This is a genomic window from Enterococcus sp. DIV2371, assembly GCF_050498525.1.
GTDB lineage: Bacteria > Bacillota > Bacilli > Lactobacillales > Enterococcaceae > Enterococcus_B > Enterococcus_B mangumiae.
In genome coordinates this window covers 2,863,393-2,881,958 of sequence record NZ_JBIPAJ010000001.1, presented here as the reverse complement: position 1 = coordinate 2,881,958, position 18,566 = coordinate 2,863,393, and the positions used below count along the sequence as shown (strand labels likewise).

The following is an 18,566-nucleotide window of genomic DNA, read 5'->3' as shown; positions in this document are numbered from 1 at the left end:
AGTAACATGTCAAAAACAATTGCAATCAATGCTGGAAGTTCAAGTTTAAAATGGCAATTATATCAAATGCCAGAAGAAACTGTAATCGCTAAGGGAATCGTTGAAAGAATTGGTCTAAATGATTCAATTTTTACAATCAAGTATGGTGAAGGTCAAAAATTTGAACAAATCTTGGATATTGATGATCATGAAATTGCTGTGAAAATGTTATTGGATCAATTGATCGAATTAAATATCTTAGGCGCATACGATGAAATCACAGGTGTTGGACATCGTGTTGTTCATGGTGGAGAAACTTATGGTGACTCTGTAGTCATCGACGAAGAAGTAATGACACGCATCGAAGAATTAGCAGAATTTGCGCCATTGCACAATCCTGCAAACTTGATGGGAATCAAAGCATTCAAGAAAATCTTGCCAGATATCCAAAGTGTAGCTGTCTTTGACACTTCTTTCCATGCGACTATGCCAAAACATAATTATTTATACAGCTTACCAATGGCTTACTACGAAGATTTTAAAGTGAGAAAATATGGTTTCCACGGAACAAGTCATCGCTACGTTTCTGAACGTGCAGCTGATATGTTAGGTAAACCGATCGAAGACTTGAAAATCATCACTTGTCATTTAGGTAATGGCGCTTCGATCACTGCCGTTGACGGTGGAAAATCTGTCGACACATCAATGGGCTTCACGCCATTAGCAGGTGTAACGATGGGTACTCGTTCTGGTGATATCGATCCAGCGATCTTACCTTATCTAATGGAAAAATTATCAATCGATATCAATGAGATGGTTGATATCTTAAACAAAAAATCTGGTCTTTTAGGGTTAACAAATCTATCTAGCGATATGCGTGACCTTGAAAATAACTATGATAAAGAAGAAATCCGTTTAGCCTATGATGTGTTCGTTGACCGTATCCGTAAATATATCGGTGGTTACGTAACAACAATGAACGGTGTCGATGCAATCGTCTTTACTGCTGGTATTGGAGAAAACGACGGTCATGTTCGTAACGAAGTCATCAAAGGTATGACATGGTTTGGCTGTGAAATCGACCCAGAATTGAACAAACTACGTGGCGAAGAGTTAGATATCTCAACAAAAGACTCAAAAGTCAAAGTATTAGTTATCCCAACAGATGAAGAATTAATGATTGCACGTGACGTAGAGCGCTTGCGTTAAGTTGCTTCAAAATAAAGAAGTAATGGATTTTTTCATGTGATTTGGCTAACGGTAAGAAATTAGCCAGATTAACATAAAGGGTTTAAAAAAAGAGTTGGACATTGTCCAGCTCTTTTTTTGTGTGGGTTTTTGTTGGAGTACGTACGTTATAGGTCATTCCTTTTTCCCACATTCTCTAAAATCGTATAAATAGTGTTCCAGAAATAGCTTCTTCGTAAATAAGAGCGAAGTCGAGCAACGTTCGCTCAAATAGCTGATTATCTCATGTCGTGCTGCCTTGGATCAATTTTACTGGTAATACATAATTGGATTCAAGTGCTTTTTCCGGATCTTGGATACGTTGGAGCAATAAATCGACTAAAATATCAGCAATATCTGTAATTGGTTGTGCGATCGTTGAGAGTTGGGGAAAATAATTTTGGATCATTTTTGTTCCATCGTACCCGATGATTTTTATTTCTTCAGGAATTTTGATGTGTAACTCTTGGCAGAGATTGTAGGCTAAAATAGCGGTTAAATCATCTGTACAAAACAGAGCATCAATTGTTTCCATTTCTAAAATGCGTTTGATTTCTAAATTTTTTAAAGCAGTTGAACGGGCAGTGGAATGAAAATGAAAAACGTGCGGTTCTAATTGAAATTCTTCCATAAATGCCAAATATCCGTTCAGTCGTTGATTGGTAGGCGAATTTGATTCTTGTGAGCCAGTTAGGATGGCAATGTTTCTAGCGCCTTTTAAATAAAGGTTTTCAGTAGCTAAGTACCCACCACGTAAATTGTCACTACTGATAATTGGAATTCCTTCTGCCAAATAGCGGTCGAAGGAGACGATGGGCAGTTCGATATTTTCGTATTCTTGGATCCCCAGATTATGTGCTCCAGCAAGGATACCATCGACTTTATTTGCAGCTAACATATTGAGGTAGTTCCGTTCTTTTTCTTTATTGTTTGCACTATCACATAGTATTGAACGATATCCTAGGTCAAATAGCTTACTTTCTAATTGTTCGACTAATTCACCAAAGAAAGGGTTAGCGACTGTAGGAAAAATCAAGCCAATCAATTGGGTGTTTTTTCCTTGAAGAGAGCGAGCCAACGAATTAGGTTGATAATTCAATTCTTTCATTGCTTGATTCACTTTATCGATTGTTTTTTGGCTCAATGAGCCGTAGTTATTGATGACACGTGATACAGTGGTCGGCGAGACTCCAGCCTTTTTGGCTACATCGGTTAATTTAACAACCATTTAACTTATCCTCTATTCATTCATTTTACGTAACTTCCAAAGCGACCCTGAGAAGGCTTCATCACATTCAATCCAGAGTGTGGTTTGTTCACTTGAAGGGAAAATGCGGGCACTAGCCGTTTGTTTACCGTCATTGACAAAGATTTCGACTACGGAAGTATCGACAAAGATTTGTAAAGACAAAGGTTCTTGCGTAATTGTAAATTCCCTTGTCACACCAAAGTCTTCTGCAAATACTTCTCCTGATAAGCTACGATCTATTTTCATTTTACCATGACTGCGATCGAAAGAGAGGATAAAACCGTTATTTTGCGTAGAATCACTGCACAAATAAATCTCTCCAGTTTGGTTCTCTTTAAAATCTAAATTGAGTTCGTAGCGATTCTGTCCAGCGTCAATCTTTGAGGTTGATTGGTTTAAGAAAATCGGCGAATCAATGCGTAATTGCTTCATTTCTTTGACGGGTCTTTGATGAAGAATCCCATGTTCAATTGTCAACTCTTTAACGATGCTAAGACAATGGGCCCAACCGAATGAGTCAGTCGGATAATTGATTTCAGGTAACCCAATCCAACTAATAGCCAAGGCACGACCATCAGGAGCGTTGAATGCTTGAGTAGCATAAAGATCAAAGCCTTCGTCAAGATTTTTAAGGTCTGAAGGTCGCGTTAGCTGATTCGTTTCAATGTCATAGGCTTCTCCAATGACGTAAGTATTCGGATAAATATTTTGATAGTCCAAACTAGAATGTACTAAGCCTTGTGGGCAAAAGAGTAATAGTGGTTTTCCGACAATGAATACTAAATTCGGGCACTCAATCATAAATCCCATTGATTGTTGAGTAAACTGTAAAGGACCTGCGTAAGACCAAGTGTCTAAATCAGGACTACGATAAACTAAAATTTCTCCTTGTTCGTTTTGATTTTGTGCACCTATCAATAACAAATATTCATTTTTAAAAAAAATCACTTGAGGATCTCGAAATTCTTGTGTATAGCCGAAAGGTGGCTCAGAAATCAGCGGGTTGGTTAATTTTACGATTTCTCCATCAGGTTGCATCCATGCCCCTAACTGATACGAAGTGCGTGTCCAATTTTCATCACGGACATTTCCTGTATAGGCCAAAAATAATTTGTCGTTAACCGGAAGTGCTGAACCGGAATAGACGCCATGACTATCAAATGGAGTACTTGGTAGAAGCTTCAATCCTTCTTCATGCCAGTCCACTAAATTTTCAGAAGTCAAGTGATACCAAGACTTTAAGCCATGAACTGCTCCCATCGGGTAAGTTTGATAAAATAAGTGCCATTTGCCATTAAAGAAAGAAAAGCCATTTGGATCATTCAATAGACCAGTAGGTGGTTGAATGTGGTAATCCAAACGCCAAGGAGAACGAACTATTTGTTCCTTTAATATTGTTTGATAATCTTGAGGCCATGCTTCATAAGCTTGATAACGTAGTTGACGTGTCCAGTTAAAATTGTTATTCATAAGTACAACTCCTTGTAAACGTATTCTTTCATAGGATAGCCCCAAATACCTGAAATGTCAAACGTATATCATTTGTTGATTATTTATATTTCTATTTATTATTTATATTAAGGCAAAAAAAGAAAAATAAAATTGATAAACGTTTGACATTTTTCGTAAGTCGTGACATACTCTTCCTATAAAAAGCGGTTACAAAAAAGATTTTATTTTTAGATCATACAAGGGAGGATAAAAATGGATTATAAAAAAGTAGCAAAAGAAATTGTTGATGCACTCGGAGAAAACAATATTCAAGCAGCAGCACATTGTGCAACACGTTTGCGTTTAGTATTAAAAGATCAAACAAAAGTAAATCAAAAGGCATTGGATGCTATTGATGAAGTAAAGGGGACCTTTGAAGCGAATCATCAATTTCAAATTATTATAGGTGCAGGTGATGTGAACAATGTTTATGATGAGCTGATACAGCTGACAGGTACAAAAGAGGCTTCGACTGCTGATTTGAAAGCGGTAGCACAATCAGGACAGAAAACAAATCCTTTCATGGCTTTGATCAAAGTATTATCGGATATTTTCGTCCCAATTGTTCCTGCTTTAGTTGCTGGCGGGTTACTAATGGCAATCAATAATGTTTTGACTGCACAAGATTTATTTGGTCCTCAATCAGTCATTGAGCTTTATCCCGGATTGAAAGATGTGACTGGTATTATTAATTTATTAGCTTCTGCACCATTCGCATTTCTCCCAATCTTAGTGGGTTTTTCAGCGACCCGAAGATTTGGCGGTAATCCTTATTTAGGGGCAGCGATGGCAATGGCAATGGTCATGCCAGAACTAGTTAACGGATACAGTGTAGCAAATGCTGTGGCAGAAGGAACAATGCCGTATTGGAATATTTTTGGCTTAAACATTGCTCAAGCAGGGTATCAAGGATCAGTTTTACCGGTTTTAGCAGTTTCGTGGATTTTAGCAACTTTAGAAAAATTTTTCCATAAACGGTTACTTAACGCATTTGATTATACATTTACACCGATGCTAGCCATTATTATTACCGGTTTTTTGACATTTGTTGTGGTTGGTCCAGTGATGCAAACAGTTGGAGATAGCTTAACAGCAGGATTGAGTTGGTTGTACCAAACAACTGGGGCAGTTGGCTTAGGCATTTTTGGTTTATTCTATTCACCAATAGTGATCACTGGTCTTCATCAAAGTTTTCCAGCGATTGAAACATCTTTATTGGCTGATGTGGCTCGCACGGGGGGAACGTTTATTTTCCCAGTTGCTTCAATGGCGAATGTGGGGCAAGGTGCAGCAACGCTTGCAATCATGTTATTGACTAAAAATGCAAAGCAAAAAAGTTTAGCTACTTCAGCTAGTATCTCAGCTTTATTAGGAATTACAGAACCAGCAATTTTTGGTGTCAATCTTAAATTAAAGTTTCCTTTTATTTGTGGAATGATTGCAGCAGGTGTTTCTTCCATGTTCATCGGGTTTTTCCATGTACTGGCTATTGCATTAGGTCCTGCCAGTGTCATCGGATTTATTTCAATTACACCTAATCAAATTCCTTTTTTTATGGTGGGAATCCTAATTAGTTTACTTGTTGGTTTTACTACGACGTATTTTTATGGAAAAAAACACACATATCTGTTTGCTGATGAAGAACAGGAAACAGCAACTGATAAACCGACTGTTACCAAAGAAAATGAACAAGTAGTCGAAGAGGTCATCGTAGCTCCTGTTTCTGGTGAGATTGTACCTCTGCAAGCAGTAAATGACCCTGTGTTTTCTCAAGAAATGATGGGAAAAGGAGTAGCAATCAAACCGTCGGAGGGGGTTATCTATGCACCGGCTGATGGTGAATTGACAGTTGTTTATGAATCGCAACATGCTTATGGTTTGACAACAGATACTGGCGGAGAAATTTTGATCCATGTCGGTATTGATACAGTTGAATTAAATGGTCAAGGATTTTCGACAGAATTTCAGGTAGGGGACAAGGTGAAGAAAGGCCAGGTGTTAGGACGTTTTGATCGGCAAAAGATCAAGCAAGCCGGCTATGATGATACGGTAATGGTGATTATTACCAATTCGTTATCGTATGAATCAATTACTCCTATTGCAGAAGGCACAGTAGATAGCAAAGAAAGATTGCTCATGCTGAGTCCCAAGGTAGTAGTTGACTAATAAAAAAGCATTGAGAAATCTTTATTTCTCAATGCTTTTTGCTAAACAATCACTTATCTTCTTTTTTCGGTAATTGGTTTTCTAAGTTCGTGCGTACGACTAGGACATCACATGTTGCGTTACGGATGACATATTCTGAAACAGAACCGATAAACAGACGTTCTACGGCATTAAGTCCAGTTGCACCTAAAAGAATCAAATCTACTTCTTTTTCTTCAGGGATTTCTTTAGCGATGATATGTTTCGGCGATCCGTATTCAATCACAGTTGTTACTTGAGGTAAGCCAGCTTTTTTTGCTTTCATTTCATAATCGGCTAGTGTTTGCTTTGCCATTTCAGTTGCTTGTTCCGCTAACATGCCATCAAAGGATGAAACGGTTTGAAAAGATCGTGTGTCAATGACATGAGCTAATAAAAGCTCACTGTTATTTCTTAAAGCAACGTTTACTGCTTTTTTAAACGCTAATTCGGCTTCGGCAGAGCCGTCGACCGCTACCATGATTTTTCTATACTGTTGTAACATCGGCATTCACTCCTTTATAAAAGATACGTGGGTTACAATTCTATTGTAAAGCAATTTAAAAAAAATGAGAATTATTTACTGTCAGGTTTCGTCATTTTTTTGGCAAATCCTATACTGAAGACAGAGGCGACAACGATCACGATGACCAAGTAAAGCAATGCAAAAAAACGGTGGTTGATGCCCACGACAACGAGTCCTAATAGTCCTAAAAATGCATAGATCGATCCGAAAATCCGAAGAAAATCTTGATTCTTTTTATTCTGCTCGATAAGAACAAAAAAGATTGGTTGTTTTTTGAATAAATAATAACTGACAAATAATAGCAATAAGGCGGCAATCGCCATCAATAAACGAATCATCGTATTCACTCCTATTTTTTTCTAAAGCTAATCATACCATAAAAGAGGCAGTACCGACGAATCGGTACTGCCTCTTAAAAGTTAAAAAAAATGGTAATCTCCGTTAATGCCGTTGTTTGTCCTGTAGTATTGATCCCGCGAATTCAAGCAGGTGGGTCCCATGGTCGTCGCATTGAACTACCAAATGATAAGGCATGTTACCAGCTGTGACACAAGACAGGTCCCAAGATATCAATAAAAATGTTCGGTCAACACACAAAGAGGACAATTCGAACATCACAGATTTCCCACTTCTATAGTAGCACATGGTTTCAAAAAGAGCAATGCGAGCGCTCATTAATTTTGAGCGCTTTCAGTGACAGTGGTTATTTAGACTTTTTCTGCCATTCTTTGATTCGCTGATATTGTTGGCCTAATGCTTGTTCATATTTCCCTGTATTTTTTGGTTGATAATACTGTGTATGTTTCAATTTTTCTGGTAAATACTGTTGATCGACCCATGCATTTTCGTAGTTATGCGGGTATTGATAGCCTACGCCTCGATTCAATGCCTTAGCACCTTGATAATGACTGTCTTTCAAATGATCAGGTACTTCGCCTGCTTTCCCTGCTCGGATGTCTGCGATTGCTGTATCCAATGCAATGTAAGCAGAATTGGATTTTGGCGAAAGACATAAATCGACGACGGCATCTGCTAAAGGAATGCGTCCTTCTGGCAAACCTAAACGTTCGGCAGCTAGAACAGCGTTAACCGTTCGAGCCGCAGCAGCAGGATTGCCTAAACCAATATCTTCATACCCAATCACCATCAAACGTCGACAAATACTTGCTAAATCGCCAGCTTCGACTAATCGCGCCAAGTAGTGTAGTGCCGCATCGACATCACTCCCACGAATGGATTTTTGAAATGCGGAAATGACATCGTAATGGGCATCACCATTTTTATCATGGGTTAAGGCTTTTCGCTGGATGCATTCTTCAATAATGGAGAGTGTCAGATGGATCGTGCCGTCTTCTTGCTTTTTAGTGGAACGGACAGCAAGCTCTAACCCATTGAGTGCGCTTCTTAAATCACCGTTAGTTGCACGAGATAAATGGAGCATGGCATTATCGTCTAATTCGATCGGCGTTTCACCTAAGCCATTTTCTTTGTCGGACAAGGCGCGATGAATCGCTGATTGGATATCTTCTTCGTCTAAGGGTTTTACTTCAAAAATCTGTGTTCGACTGCGAATCGCAGGGTTGATTGTGATATACGGATTTTCAGTCGTTGCACCGATCAAGATGATTCGGCCATTTTCCAAATGTGGCAGCAAGAAATCTTGCTTTGTTTTATCTAGGCGATGAACTTCATCAAGTAAAAGAATGACCGTACCGCTCATTCTAGCTTCTTCAGCGACGACTTGCAGATCTTTTTTTGAGTCAGTCGCTGCATTCAACATCCGAAAGGCAAAATTAGTCGAGCCAGCAATCGCACTAGCGATACTGGTTTTCCCTGTGCCGGGGGGACCATATAAAATCATGGAAGATAACATTTCTGCATCAACCATGCGGCGAATGATCTTACTGTCACCAACTAAATGGCGCTGGCCAACGACTTCATCGATATTTTTCGGACGCATCCGATAGGCTAATGGTTGTTGCATCAGTTTGCCTCCTTTGGATTTTTCGTTCGTTTATTATAACATATTTCGTAGGATAAAGGGTCGATGAAGGCGGGAGATTAGTCAGAATATGGAAAGAAACTAGAAATAGTTTTCGCTAGTTTAGCAACGGAAATCGTCAACTTGTTGACCCGCTTTTTTCATAGCTTCTTTGACTAATATTGTGTATGATAAAGGTGGTGAAGCAAATGACAAATCAAAAACAATTAGATGAACTTTTATTAAATAAAACAACGGCTGAAGTTGCGAAAGATCTATTAGGAATGTATTTGGAATATGACACGCCAAATGGACACTTAGGTGGATATATCGTAGATGCAGAAGCTTATTTAGGACCGGAAGATTTGGCCGCTCATAGTTATGGAATGCGGCGTACGCCTCGAGTGCGTGCCATGTATGAAGAACCAGGAACGATTTATCTGTACACGATGCACACCCACTTGATCTTAAATATCATCACACAACCTGAAGGAGTACCACAAGGAGTGATGATCCGTGCGATCGAGCCGGTGGAAGGGATTGAGCAAATGAGTCTGAATCGCAAAGGGAAGGCAGGTCCTGAGATTAGTAATGGACCGGGGAAGCTAGTAGCGGCTTTAGGTCTATCACCAGAGTTATATGGACAGTCGATTCGTGATAGCTCGTTGCGGTTCGTTTTTGAGAAAAAACGGACACCAAAAAAAATCTTAGCGTTACCAAGGATCGGTATACCGAATAAAGGAGAATGGACGGAAATGCCTCTGCGGTTTGTAGTTGCTGGAAATCCATATCTTTCGTTACAAAAAAAGAACCAAGTCGATGAAGACTGGGGTTGGAGGAAACAAAATGAAGAAAACAACCATATTGGACTATCTTGATGCAGCAATCGAAAAGAAAATCACAGACTATGATGTGGCGTTAGATTGGGATACAAAAAACCATACGATCGAAGTCGTTGTCCGTTTATTTGCGGAAAATCAAGCGCACTTTGAACTAGATGATGCCGAAGGTGTTGTCTCAGAGGAAGATATTATTGAATTTGAAGATGGTGTCTTGTTATTCAACCCAGATAAATCAACATTTGATGAGCAAGATTATCTGGCGGCGATTCCTTATGAAGGTAAGAAAGGGTTAACTACTTCCGTAGCCGATGCATTGATCGACTACCTGAATGATGTTTTAGCACAAGGTCAAAGTAATCTGTTAGATTTTTTAGATGCAGAAGACGATTCAGCTGTCTTTGAATTGAAATGGGACAACCATGTATTCGCACGTTTAGTCGAAGAAAAACAACAAAATGGTAAAGAGGTATATTTGCCTTATCCTAGCTATTAAGGAGCAACGTATATGAAATGGAATGAAGTCAAAATCGAGACGGCAAGTGAAGCAGTCGAAGCAGTCGCAAACATTTTAATGGAAGCAGGTGCGAGTGGTGTCGCAATCGAAGATTCATTAGATGTCGAAAACTTTAAATCTGATCCTTATGGGGAAATCTTAACAAAAGAAGATTTTACAACGATCGAAGAAGGGGCCATTGTCATGGCTTATTTTCCAGAAACGATCTTTTTACCAGAAGTATTGCCTTTTATCAAAGAGCGTGTTACAAAATTGCCAGAGTTTGGTTTAGCGATCGGCAAGAACATCGTCACAGTAAGCGAAGTGGAAGAAAGCAATTGGGCAACTGCTTGGAAAAAATATTATCATCCGGTACGGATCACACGTCTACTAACTGTCGTACCAAGTTGGGAAAGTTATCAAACAAATGATCCATTAGAAAAAATCATCACATTAGATCCAGGGATGGCATTTGGTACGGGTACACACCCAACAACTTCTTTGACACTACAAGCCTTGGAGTCGACTTTACGCGGCGGAGAAACGCTTTTAGATGTTGGGACAGGTTCAGGGGTGTTGAGTATTGCAGCGAAACATCTTGGGGCAAAAGAGGTCTACGCCTATGATCTGGATGAAGTAGCGGTTCGTTCAGCGAAAGAAAATATGGATCTAAATGAAGTAGCAAAAGACGTCCATGTGGCAGCAAATGATCTATTGAAAGGAATCGAGATCGAAAGTGATGTGATCGTGGCCAATATTCTGGCAGATATCATTTTATTGATGATCCCTGATGCGTGGCGTTTACTCAAACAAACCGGCACATTGATCGTTTCTGGAATCATTGAAGAGAAAAAAGAGATGGTTCTTGCGGCGATGGAAGAACAAGGGTTTGTCGTTGATCAAGTGTTCCAACAAAAAGATTGGTATGCTATTATGCTAAAAAAACCTGAGGTGGATTAAATGCAACGATATTTTCTAGATGAACCTTATCGCCCACAAGAACGTTATGTATTAGAAGGCGAAGCCTATCATCATATGGCAAGAGTCATGCGAATGGCAGCGAAAGATCACGTCTATTTAGCATTTAACGACCAAATCGCGATCGTTGCGGAAATCACTGAAATGACCGAAAAAGAAGTCTTCTTAGTCGAAGTGGCAAAAGAGAGTGTTCAAAAAGAATTGCCATGTAACATCACGATTGCTAGCGGTTATCCTAAAGGGGACAAGTTAGATTGGATCGTACAAAAAGGGACGGAATTAGGCGCTCATGCGTTTGTAGGATTCCCTGCTGCTGCTTCTGTCGTGAAATGGGATGCAAAAAAACGGAAGAAGCGCCAAGAACGGTTAGCTAAGATTGCGCAAGAAGCGGCGGAACAGTCGCATCGGCAAGTGGTACCGCAAGTGACATTGATGGAAACAGAGAAAGAATTTTATGCTAGTCTCACTTCTTATGATGTCCTTTTGATTGCGTATGAAGAATCAGCAAAACAAGGAGAAGCTGCTAATTTAGTGAAGATACTCCAATCTGTTATGCCAGGTACTCGAATCCTCGCAGTGTTTGGACCAGAAGGCGGACTTTCCGCAAAAGAAGTTGCCTATTTCGAAGAACAAGGTGGTATTCTTTGTGGTCTAGGTCCAAGAATCCTACGAACGGAAACTGCGCCATTGTATTTGTTAAGTGCGGCGAGTTTTCAATTAGAACTACAAGCCTCACAAGAAAAATAAGTGCGCGACAATCAAAAAAGATTTTACGCATAAATGAACGAAGAACTATTTTCAATTTTTTGACCGATTACAAAAGAGTGAGCGGCTCATTCCTAGTTGAGAAGGAATTGAAAAACACTAAGACAATCGGTATAATAAGAACAATTATTTAATCCTGATCCGTAAAGGAAAAAGAGGATTTTCACGATAAAGATCGTTTCATGATTTGATCAATTAGTAGAAAGGGGGATGTTTCCCATGCCAAAAGAAGAAATATTGACGGGACCTGCTGTCATTAAGATGGTTAGCCAATACATGGGCCCTGAGCATGTTGCTTTCGTGCAAAAAGCGTGTGACTATGCGACGGCTGCACATGAAGGACAGTTTCGCAAATCAGGGGAACCTTATATCATCCATCCAATCCAAGTTGCAGGCATTCTTGCAGACTTACGGATGGACCCCCATACAGTGGCAACAGGTTTTTTACATGATGTAGTAGAAGATACAGAAGTGACCTTAGACGACTTAAAAGAAGCCTTTGGAAATGATGTCGCAATGTTAGTTGATGGTGTGACGAAGTTAGGTAAAATCAAATACAAATCCCACGAAGAACAATTAGCAGAAAATCATCGTAAAATGTTACTAGCTATGGCTCAAGATTTACGTGTAATCATGGTGAAATTAGCCGATCGTTTACATAACATGCGTACGTTGAAACATTTGCGAGAAGACAAACAGCGACGCATTGCACAAGAAACCTTAGAGATCTATGCACCGCTTGCGCATCGTTTAGGGATCAGTCGAATCAAATGGGAGTTAGAAGATACGGCATTGCGTTATCTTAATCCAAAGCAATACTACCGAATCGTTCACTTGATGCAGACAAAACGAGAAGAACGTGAAAACTATATCAGCGGAACTGTTGAGGATATTCGTTTAGCTACGGAAGAATTAGGGATTTTTGCGGAAATCTACGGCCGTCCAAAGCACATTTATTCCATTTACAGAAAGATGAAAGACCAAAAAAAGCAGTTCAATGAAATTTACGATCTACTTGCAATTCGGGTCATTGTTGATTCGATCAAAGACTGTTATGCGGTGCTAGGGGCGATCCATACGAAATGGAAACCAATGCCAGGTAGGTTCAAAGATTATATTGCCATGCCTAAAGCGAATATGTACCAATCTTTGCATACGACTGTCATCGGACCTGCAGGCAATCCTGTCGAAATCCAGATTCGTACACAGGAAATGCATGAAATCGCCGAGTTCGGGGTTGCTGCTCACTGGGCGTATAAAGAAGGTAAAGGCGATAAAGTTGAACCAGATGGGATGACGAAGCAGTTAAGTTGGTTCCATGAAATCATCGAATTGCAAGATGAAAGTTACGATGCTTCAGAATTCATGGAAGGTGTGAAAGGCGATATCTTTAGCGATAAAGTCTATGTATTCACTCCAAAAGGCGATGTCACTGAGCTTCCAAAAGGTTCAGGACCGCTAGACTTTGCTTATAGCATCCATACAGATATTGGAAACAAGACGACTGGTGCTAAAATCAACGGGAAAATGGTCCAATTAGATTACAAATTGAAAAATGGCGATATTATCGAAATCTTGACATCTCCAAATTCATTTGGGCCAAGTCGAGATTGGTTGAAGTTAGTCGCTACAAGTAAAGCTAGAAATAAAATCAAGCGTTTCTTCAAAGGACAAGATCGAGACGAGAATGTGACAAAAGGTCATGAAGCTTTAGTGAAGTGTATTACAGATCTTGGCTTTGTACCGAAGGAGATCCTTTCGAAAAGCAAATTAAATGAAGCATTAGAACGTTTGAATTTCCAAACAGAAGAAGACATGTATGCTGCGATCGGTTATGGCGAAGTGAGTCCATTGACGATGGCCAATCGATTGACTGAAAAAGAGCGAAAAGAACAAAAAATCGAGCAACAAAAACAAGAAGCAGAAGAGCTGATGAACCAACCTAAAAAAGAGCCTGAAAAAATGAAGGTTCGTCATGAAGGTGGCGTGGTCATCCAAGGCGTTGAGAACTTGTTGATCCGAATCAGCCGTTGTTGTAATCCTGTTCCAGGTGATGATATTGTGGGCTACATTACAAAAGGACGTGGGATTTCGATCCACCGTAAAGACTGTCCAAATGTCCAACCAGATAAGCCAAATGTGGAAGAACGTTTGATTGACGTGGAATGGGAAGACACTTCAAATACGAACAAAGAGTATGATGCTGATTTGGAAATCTATGGCTACAATCGTTCAGGCATGTTAAATGACGTCTTGCAGACGGTGAATGCCATGACTAAAAATCTGAACAGTGTTGAGGCACGAACGAATAAAGACAAAATGGCAACGATCCATTTAACAGTAGGGATACGGAACTTGTCTCACCTAAAAAGTATTGTCGATAAAATCAAGACCGTACCGGATGTATACAGTGTACGCCGGATGAATGGCTAGGAGGTAGAATTTTGCGCGCAGTGATCCAACGAGTAAGTCAAGCGGCTGTATCGATCGATGAGCAGGAAGTTGGTCGTATCAATCATGGTTTGTTGATTTTACTAGGTGTTCATGAAACAGATACGCAAACAGATGTGGATTATCTGATCAAAAAAATCGCCCAGATGCGTATTTTTGAAGATGAACAAGGGAAAATGAATCTAAGTATTGAAGATGTCAAAGGTGCGCTGTTGAGTATTTCTCAGTTCACGCTTTTTGCAGATACAAAAAAGGGCAATCGCCCAAGTTTTATCGCAGCGGCTCGCCCGGAAACAGCGATTTCTTTATACGAAGCCTTTAATGATGGGCTAAGACAACGAGGAATCACAGTGGAAACAGGCGAATTTGGCGCAGATATGGCTGTGTCTCTGGTCAATGATGGGCCAGTGACGATCATCATCGATTCTCAAAACAAATGATTTTTATAAAAAGAACAAGCCTGATTTTGATGGAATATTTCAAAATCAGGCTTATTTTTGTTTGCTATGTTCTCAATTTGAGAATGCGCTTTCTGTTTTTGTTCGTCAGGAGTACGTAGATAAGTTAAAATAGAGGCTAGGAGGTGCTTGCCAATGGCTAATAAGAATCAAGCAACGATAGACGAAATCCTTTCTCATCGCTACGATAATGGCTTTGATTACTGGGCAACACCAGATAAAAAGTTGATCAAAGGCGCCCCTTTTACTACGTTAGAATGCCCGTTGTATCTTTTAGATGCCGGTGTTTTACCTGGAGAAAAGGTCATGCAAGAAACGGCGAATTTGATCTTTGAAACATGGCGGGAAGATGGACGGTTCAAAGTTTCGCCAAAGGGTGCGATCTACCCCTGCCATACGGCCGCTGCACTTCGAACATTGTGTTATTTGGATCATGCAACAGACAAGAGACTCAAAAAGACATTTGATTATTTTCTAGCGACTCAAGAAGATGATGGCGGATGGAAGTGCAATAAGTATAGTTATGGCAAAGGTCCTGAAACTGAATTTTCTACACCGATGACGACCTTAACAGTTTTAGATGCTTTTCGTTTCTCCGAATGGATCAACAATGATGAGCAGTTGGACCAAGCAGTGGAATTTTTATTGACGCATTGGACGATCAAACAACCGATCGGACCTTGCCATCATGGGATTGGTACACTATTCATGCAAGTAGAATACCCATTTAGAAGCTACAATTTATTTTATTATGTCTATGTTCTATCTTTTTACAAATATGCTAGAAAAGACGTGCGATTTAAAGAAGCACTACATTCGTTGGCTTCCCAATTAGACGAGGGGATGATTCGAGTGGAAAGAGTGGTACCTAAGTTAAGAAAATTATCTTTTTGTGAAAAAGGACAAGTGAGTGACAGAGCGACGGAACGACGGAACGTTATAATGAAATTTTATTTAACTTGAATGAGTCGTGAGGAAGTCATTTATTCGAGGATAGGCGGCACAAGAGGAAAAATGATCGAGTTTTGCCTCAAACACTTCTTTTGTCAGTTCTATCTGACAAGGAGTATCCTAATAATATCTAAAGTTATTTATTAGGAGGAATAAAAAGATGCAAGAAATTCCAGTGGTCGATATCAAAATGACTGAAATCAAAAAATACTATAACGAAGGCTACAAAATGCTAGGAACATTAAGAGAAGAAGCCCAATCACCTGTTGTGAAAGCAAAGATATTCAATAAGGAAGCTGTAATCATCTACGGAGAAGAGGCAGCGAAACGTTTTTATGATCCAAGAAATTTCAAAAGAGAAGGCGCAATGCCTAAAATGGTACAAAAAACATTGTTTGGTAAAGATGGGGTGCAGTCTTTAGATGGTGCGGAGCATCATCATCGTAAAGCAATTTTTATGGATTTGATGACGCCAGAGCGAATGGAAGACTATCATCAAATATTAGATCGAGTGTTGGCGCAAGAGTTGGAACAACAGCATGGTACCTTTGAGTTATTTGATCTGAGTAAAAAAGTACTTTTTACCGCCATTTGTGAATGGTCTGGAATCAACTTAGCGGATTATTCAGAAGAAGAGATCAACCAATTGGCAGATTATCAAATCGCCATGATCAGTGGAACAGTGACTTCGCCGATCGATCATTTTAAAGGAGTAGAGAATCGAAAAAAATCAGAAAAATGGGCGCAAGAGTTGTTAGAAGAAGCACGAGAAAATCCAATAGCCGGAAAAGAAAATGTAGCGCTCTATGCTTTTGCGAATGCGACTGACCTTAAAGGGAATCTTTTGCCTTTGGATATTGCAGCGGTGGAATTGTTGAATATCATTCGGCCGACTGTGGCATTGACAGTATGGGCAGTATTGATGGGACATGCGCTATTCAGTCGTCCAGATATCTATCAACAACTAAAAAATGATTTTACTCAGTTACAAGATCCTTTTATCCAAGAAATGCGTCGATACTATCCATTTTTCCCAATGTTACCGGCATTTGCTTTACAAGATGTTGAAGTAGATGGTTATCGCATCCCTAAAGACAGCTGGGTGATCTTAGATTTGTATGGAACGAATCATGACGAACGAACGATTGATTCCCCCGAGGCGTTTTTGATCAAACGATATATCGACAAAGCGAAAAAAATTTCCTATGAAGAAGAGTACGAAATGATTGCTCAAGGTGGCGGTGATTTCCGACGAATGCACCGATGCGCAGGTGAATGGATCACTTTGCATAGTTTGCGCGTCTTTTCTGATCAATTAGTGAATCGTTTTGCCTTTTCTGTTCCAGAACAAGATTGGACGATTCCATTCAATCAATTTCCCACTTATCCGAATAGTCGAGGATTGTTATATAAAGAGTAACGTAGGTTTTCAGCTTGAGCTGATCATTGAGTGAGAGACAAAAGTATCATTCACTTTTCTCTCACCTTAGAATCGATTAGGTAGTGGAAGAGAAGAAGCCTCTTAGGTGATAGAGACCTTCTCTTCCGACCTCGTTCTAAAACAATACACAGAAGGGATAAATGAATGAGCAAAATTACCATTCGGGTATCAGAGGAACAGCATGGATATTGGCAATGGCTGATTTGAAAGGACTGACAATATCGGAATTAGCCAGAACGATGATATTAGGTACGCTAGAAAAACAAATTGACTTGGCGATCTATAATGAAGCGATGAAGGAGCATCAGAAATTTGATGAAAGTGTCTCGCATGACGAAATGAAAAAAGAGCTAGGATTATGCTGAAACATCTTGTACATAATAAAAAACAACCACCGCATTTTCTTGCGATGGTTGTTTTTGGGTACTATTCAAACTCTCGGAATAACTGATCGATTGTTTGGGCATCTTCTAAAGATAAATGAATATCCAAAGCTTTGGCATTATCTGCGACTTGTTCTGGTTTCTTGGCACCAGGAATGACAAATGAGATACGTGGGTGCGCGATGTACCATGCTAAGACTAATTGAGCAGTTGTTGCTTGATACTTTTCAGCAATTGGTTTTAGCTGGTCGACCGCTGCAATGATACGTTCATAGCGCTCACCTTGAAAGTTTGGTTTGTTTTTTCTAGGATCATCAGCAGAAAAATGTTTCGGACTTTCTAAATCATACTTTCCTGTCAATAAACCTGAGGCAAGTGGGAAATAAGGCACAAAACCAATTGCATTGGCTTCAAGATAAGGGAATAACTCTTTTTCCGCTGTGCGATGGATCAAACTGAATTGATCCTGTACGATATCGATATAGCCCTCTTGATTGCCTTCTTTCAACTGCTCTAACGTGAAATTCGATACACCGATCGCACGGATTTTCCCTGCCTCTTTCAGTTCGTGCAAAGCGGCAACTGCCTCGTTTTTAGGCGTCTCTTCATCTGGAAAATGGATATAAAAAATATCGATGTAATCTGTCTGCAAACGTTCTAAAGCTTCATCGACTGACTTTTTCAAAAATTCAGGAGAATTATCAAATTTTTTCGGTTGATCTGGCAGGTGTGCCGCTTTGGTGGCAATGATGATGCGGGAACGATCATAAGCTGGTTCTTGCAAGACTTCTCCGATCAATTGTTCTGAACGACCTTCACCATAAATATAAGCAGTATCGATGAGGTTCAAGCCATTATCTAAGGCGGCTCTGACAACTTCTTTTCCGGTTTCATCCGCTAATCCAGAAAAAAGATTATGACCTCCGACTGCATTTGCACCTAAGCCGATTGCTTCGGCATATACTTGAGAATGACCAATTTTTACTTCTGACATTTTTCTACCTCCTTTTTTATTTAGTCTAAATCAAAAAGAACAAAAGCTGAATCAAAAAGACTTTGAAAAAGAAATCAGCAAGAATATACTTGACTTTAAGCTGTGTTTTTAGTAGGTTATAATTAATATTTAAATATCGATGAAAGAGCGAGTAAGTAACTAAAGGCTTTATA

Annotated in this window: 17 protein-coding genes, 1 other RNA gene and 1 other annotated feature (1 of these 19 running past the window's edge); of the genes, 11 read left to right on the top strand and 7 right to left on the bottom strand. The window is 39.6% G+C overall.

Annotation, left to right across the window (positions count from 1 at the left end):
- The first annotated feature begins 6 nt into the window (after positions 1-6).
- Entirely contained in the window at positions 7-1,188 is a 1,182-nt protein-coding gene (locus tag IGL24_RS13555) for an acetate/propionate family kinase (protein WP_206859398.1), read from the top strand.
- A 262-nt stretch (positions 1,189-1,450) separates the two neighbouring features.
- Here the strand turns inward: IGL24_RS13555 and IGL24_RS13550 are convergent, their stop codons facing one another.
- Both IGL24_RS13550 and IGL24_RS13545 read right to left on the bottom strand, forming a co-directional pair.
- Positions 1,451-2,434, bottom strand: a complete 984-nt coding sequence (locus IGL24_RS13550) for a LacI family DNA-binding transcriptional regulator (RefSeq protein WP_207115832.1) — start codon at positions 2,432-2,434, stop codon at positions 1,451-1,453.
- 12 nt (positions 2,435-2,446) lie between these two features.
- On the bottom strand, positions 2,447-3,925 hold the full coding sequence (locus IGL24_RS13545) for a sucrose-6-phosphate hydrolase (RefSeq protein ID WP_207115831.1): 1,479 nt from the start codon (positions 3,923-3,925) through the stop codon (positions 2,447-2,449).
- Between the two features lie 234 nt (positions 3,926-4,159).
- On the opposite strand from IGL24_RS13545, the gene IGL24_RS13540 reads away from it, so the two are divergent.
- A complete protein-coding gene (locus IGL24_RS13540) occupies positions 4,160-6,112 on the top strand; it encodes a sucrose-specific PTS transporter subunit IIBC (protein WP_206856308.1) in 1,953 nt (650 codons plus the stop codon).
- Positions 6,113-6,161: 49 nt separating this feature from the next.
- Here IGL24_RS13540 and IGL24_RS13535 read toward each other — a convergent pair whose 3' ends face one another.
- The 4 genes from IGL24_RS13535 to IGL24_RS13520 form a co-directional block, all read right to left on the bottom strand.
- Positions 6,162-6,635 carry a universal stress protein gene (locus tag IGL24_RS13535; protein ID WP_206856310.1) on the bottom strand — a complete coding sequence of 158 codons (474 nt, stop codon included), beginning with the start codon at positions 6,633-6,635 and terminating at the stop codon, positions 6,162-6,164.
- A gap of 71 nt (positions 6,636-6,706) precedes the next feature.
- Positions 6,707-6,994: a hypothetical protein gene (locus tag IGL24_RS13530; RefSeq protein WP_206856312.1), complete on the bottom strand. Its 288-nt coding sequence runs from the start codon at positions 6,992-6,994 to the stop codon at positions 6,707-6,709.
- 93 nt (positions 6,995-7,087) lie between these two features.
- A non-coding RNA gene (ssrS, locus tag IGL24_RS13525) (6S RNA) lies at positions 7,088-7,282 on the bottom strand.
- 77 nt (positions 7,283-7,359) lie between these two features.
- Positions 7,360-8,640: a replication-associated recombination protein A gene (locus IGL24_RS13520; protein ID WP_207700130.1), complete on the bottom strand. Its 1,281-nt coding sequence runs from the start codon at positions 8,638-8,640 to the stop codon at positions 7,360-7,362.
- Between the two features lie 206 nt (positions 8,641-8,846).
- Between IGL24_RS13520 and IGL24_RS13515 the strand changes: the two genes are divergently transcribed.
- From IGL24_RS13515 to relB, 9 genes are all read left to right on the top strand, one after another.
- Entirely contained in the window at positions 8,847-9,515 is a 669-nt protein-coding gene (locus tag IGL24_RS13515; RefSeq protein ID WP_207115828.1) for a DNA-3-methyladenine glycosylase, read from the top strand.
- Positions 9,484-9,972, top strand: coding sequence for a DUF3013 family protein (locus IGL24_RS13510; RefSeq protein WP_207700131.1), 489 nt, complete (start codon positions 9,484-9,486; stop codon positions 9,970-9,972). The genes IGL24_RS13515 and IGL24_RS13510 overlap by 32 nt, the downstream gene beginning before the upstream one ends.
- 12 nt (positions 9,973-9,984) lie before the next feature.
- Positions 9,985-10,932, top strand: a complete 948-nt coding sequence (prmA, locus tag IGL24_RS13505) for a 50S ribosomal protein L11 methyltransferase (RefSeq protein ID WP_207700132.1) — start codon at positions 9,985-9,987, stop codon at positions 10,930-10,932.
- Positions 10,933-11,697, top strand: a complete 765-nt coding sequence (locus IGL24_RS13500; RefSeq protein WP_207115826.1) for a 16S rRNA (uracil(1498)-N(3))-methyltransferase — start codon at positions 10,933-10,935, stop codon at positions 11,695-11,697.
- A gap of 237 nt (positions 11,698-11,934) precedes the next feature.
- Positions 11,935-14,148, top strand: a complete 2,214-nt coding sequence (locus IGL24_RS13495; RefSeq protein ID WP_207115825.1) for a RelA/SpoT family protein — start codon at positions 11,935-11,937, stop codon at positions 14,146-14,148.
- 11 nt (positions 14,149-14,159) lie between these two features.
- Complete coding sequence (gene dtd, locus IGL24_RS13490; protein ID WP_207700133.1) at positions 14,160-14,606, top strand: D-aminoacyl-tRNA deacylase; 447 nt, start codon at positions 14,160-14,162, stop codon at positions 14,604-14,606.
- Between the two features lie 153 nt (positions 14,607-14,759).
- On the top strand, positions 14,760-15,587 hold the full coding sequence (locus IGL24_RS13485) for a prenyltransferase (protein WP_207700134.1): 828 nt from the start codon (positions 14,760-14,762) through the stop codon (positions 15,585-15,587).
- Between the two features lie 148 nt (positions 15,588-15,735).
- Positions 15,736-16,995 carry a cytochrome P450 gene (locus tag IGL24_RS13480; RefSeq protein ID WP_207700135.1) on the top strand — a complete coding sequence of 420 codons (1,260 nt, stop codon included), beginning with the start codon at positions 15,736-15,738 and terminating at the stop codon, positions 16,993-16,995.
- A gap of 161 nt (positions 16,996-17,156) precedes the next feature.
- Positions 17,157-17,381, top strand: coding sequence for a type II toxin-antitoxin system RelB family antitoxin (gene relB, locus IGL24_RS13475; protein ID WP_242699785.1), 225 nt, complete (start codon positions 17,157-17,159; stop codon positions 17,379-17,381).
- Positions 17,382-17,442: 61 nt separating this feature from the next.
- Here the strand turns inward: relB and IGL24_RS13470 are convergent, their stop codons facing one another.
- Complete coding sequence (locus IGL24_RS13470; protein WP_207115821.1) at positions 17,443-18,393, bottom strand: aldo/keto reductase; 951 nt, start codon at positions 18,391-18,393, stop codon at positions 17,443-17,445.
- 130 nt (positions 18,394-18,523) lie between these two features.
- Positions 18,524-18,566: a binding site (T-box leader), on the top strand (it continues 169 nt past the right edge of the window).

What these genes read in the sequence shown, in the direction of transcription:
- IGL24_RS13495 (WP_207115825.1), top strand. Translation starts at nt 11,935, where the DNA reads ATGCCAAAAGAAGAAATATTGACGGGACCTGCTGTCATTAAGATGGTT.
- IGL24_RS13535 (WP_206856310.1), bottom strand. Translation starts at nt 6,635, where the DNA reads ATGTTACAACAGTATAGAAAAATCATGGTAGCGGTCGACGGCTCTGCC.
- IGL24_RS13530 (WP_206856312.1), bottom strand. Translation starts at nt 6,994, where the DNA reads ATGATTCGTTTATTGATGGCGATTGCCGCCTTATTGCTATTATTTGTC.
- IGL24_RS13500 (WP_207115826.1), top strand. Translation starts at nt 10,933, where the DNA reads ATGCAACGATATTTTCTAGATGAACCTTATCGCCCACAAGAACGTTAT.
- IGL24_RS13540 (WP_206856308.1), top strand. Translation starts at nt 4,160, where the DNA reads ATGGATTATAAAAAAGTAGCAAAAGAAATTGTTGATGCACTCGGAGAA.
- IGL24_RS13520 (WP_207700130.1), bottom strand. Translation starts at nt 8,640, where the DNA reads ATGCAACAACCATTAGCCTATCGGATGCGTCCGAAAAATATCGATGAA.
- IGL24_RS13515 (WP_207115828.1), top strand. Translation starts at nt 8,847, where the DNA reads ATGACAAATCAAAAACAATTAGATGAACTTTTATTAAATAAAACAACG.
- prmA (WP_207700132.1), top strand. Translation starts at nt 9,985, where the DNA reads ATGAAATGGAATGAAGTCAAAATCGAGACGGCAAGTGAAGCAGTCGAA.
- IGL24_RS13470 (WP_207115821.1), bottom strand. Translation starts at nt 18,393, where the DNA reads ATGTCAGAAGTAAAAATTGGTCATTCTCAAGTATATGCCGAAGCAATC.
- IGL24_RS13545 (WP_207115831.1), bottom strand. Translation starts at nt 3,925, where the DNA reads ATGAATAACAATTTTAACTGGACACGTCAACTACGTTATCAAGCTTAT.
- IGL24_RS13480 (WP_207700135.1), top strand. Translation starts at nt 15,736, where the DNA reads ATGCAAGAAATTCCAGTGGTCGATATCAAAATGACTGAAATCAAAAAA.
- relB (WP_242699785.1), top strand. Translation starts at nt 17,157, where the DNA reads ATGAATGAGCAAAATTACCATTCGGGTATCAGAGGAACAGCATGGATA.
- IGL24_RS13555 (WP_206859398.1), top strand. Translation starts at nt 7, where the DNA reads ATGTCAAAAACAATTGCAATCAATGCTGGAAGTTCAAGTTTAAAATGG.
- IGL24_RS13550 (WP_207115832.1), bottom strand. Translation starts at nt 2,434, where the DNA reads ATGGTTGTTAAATTAACCGATGTAGCCAAAAAGGCTGGAGTCTCGCCG.
- IGL24_RS13485 (WP_207700134.1), top strand. Translation starts at nt 14,760, where the DNA reads ATGGCTAATAAGAATCAAGCAACGATAGACGAAATCCTTTCTCATCGC.
- IGL24_RS13510 (WP_207700131.1), top strand. Translation starts at nt 9,484, where the DNA reads ATGAAGAAAACAACCATATTGGACTATCTTGATGCAGCAATCGAAAAG.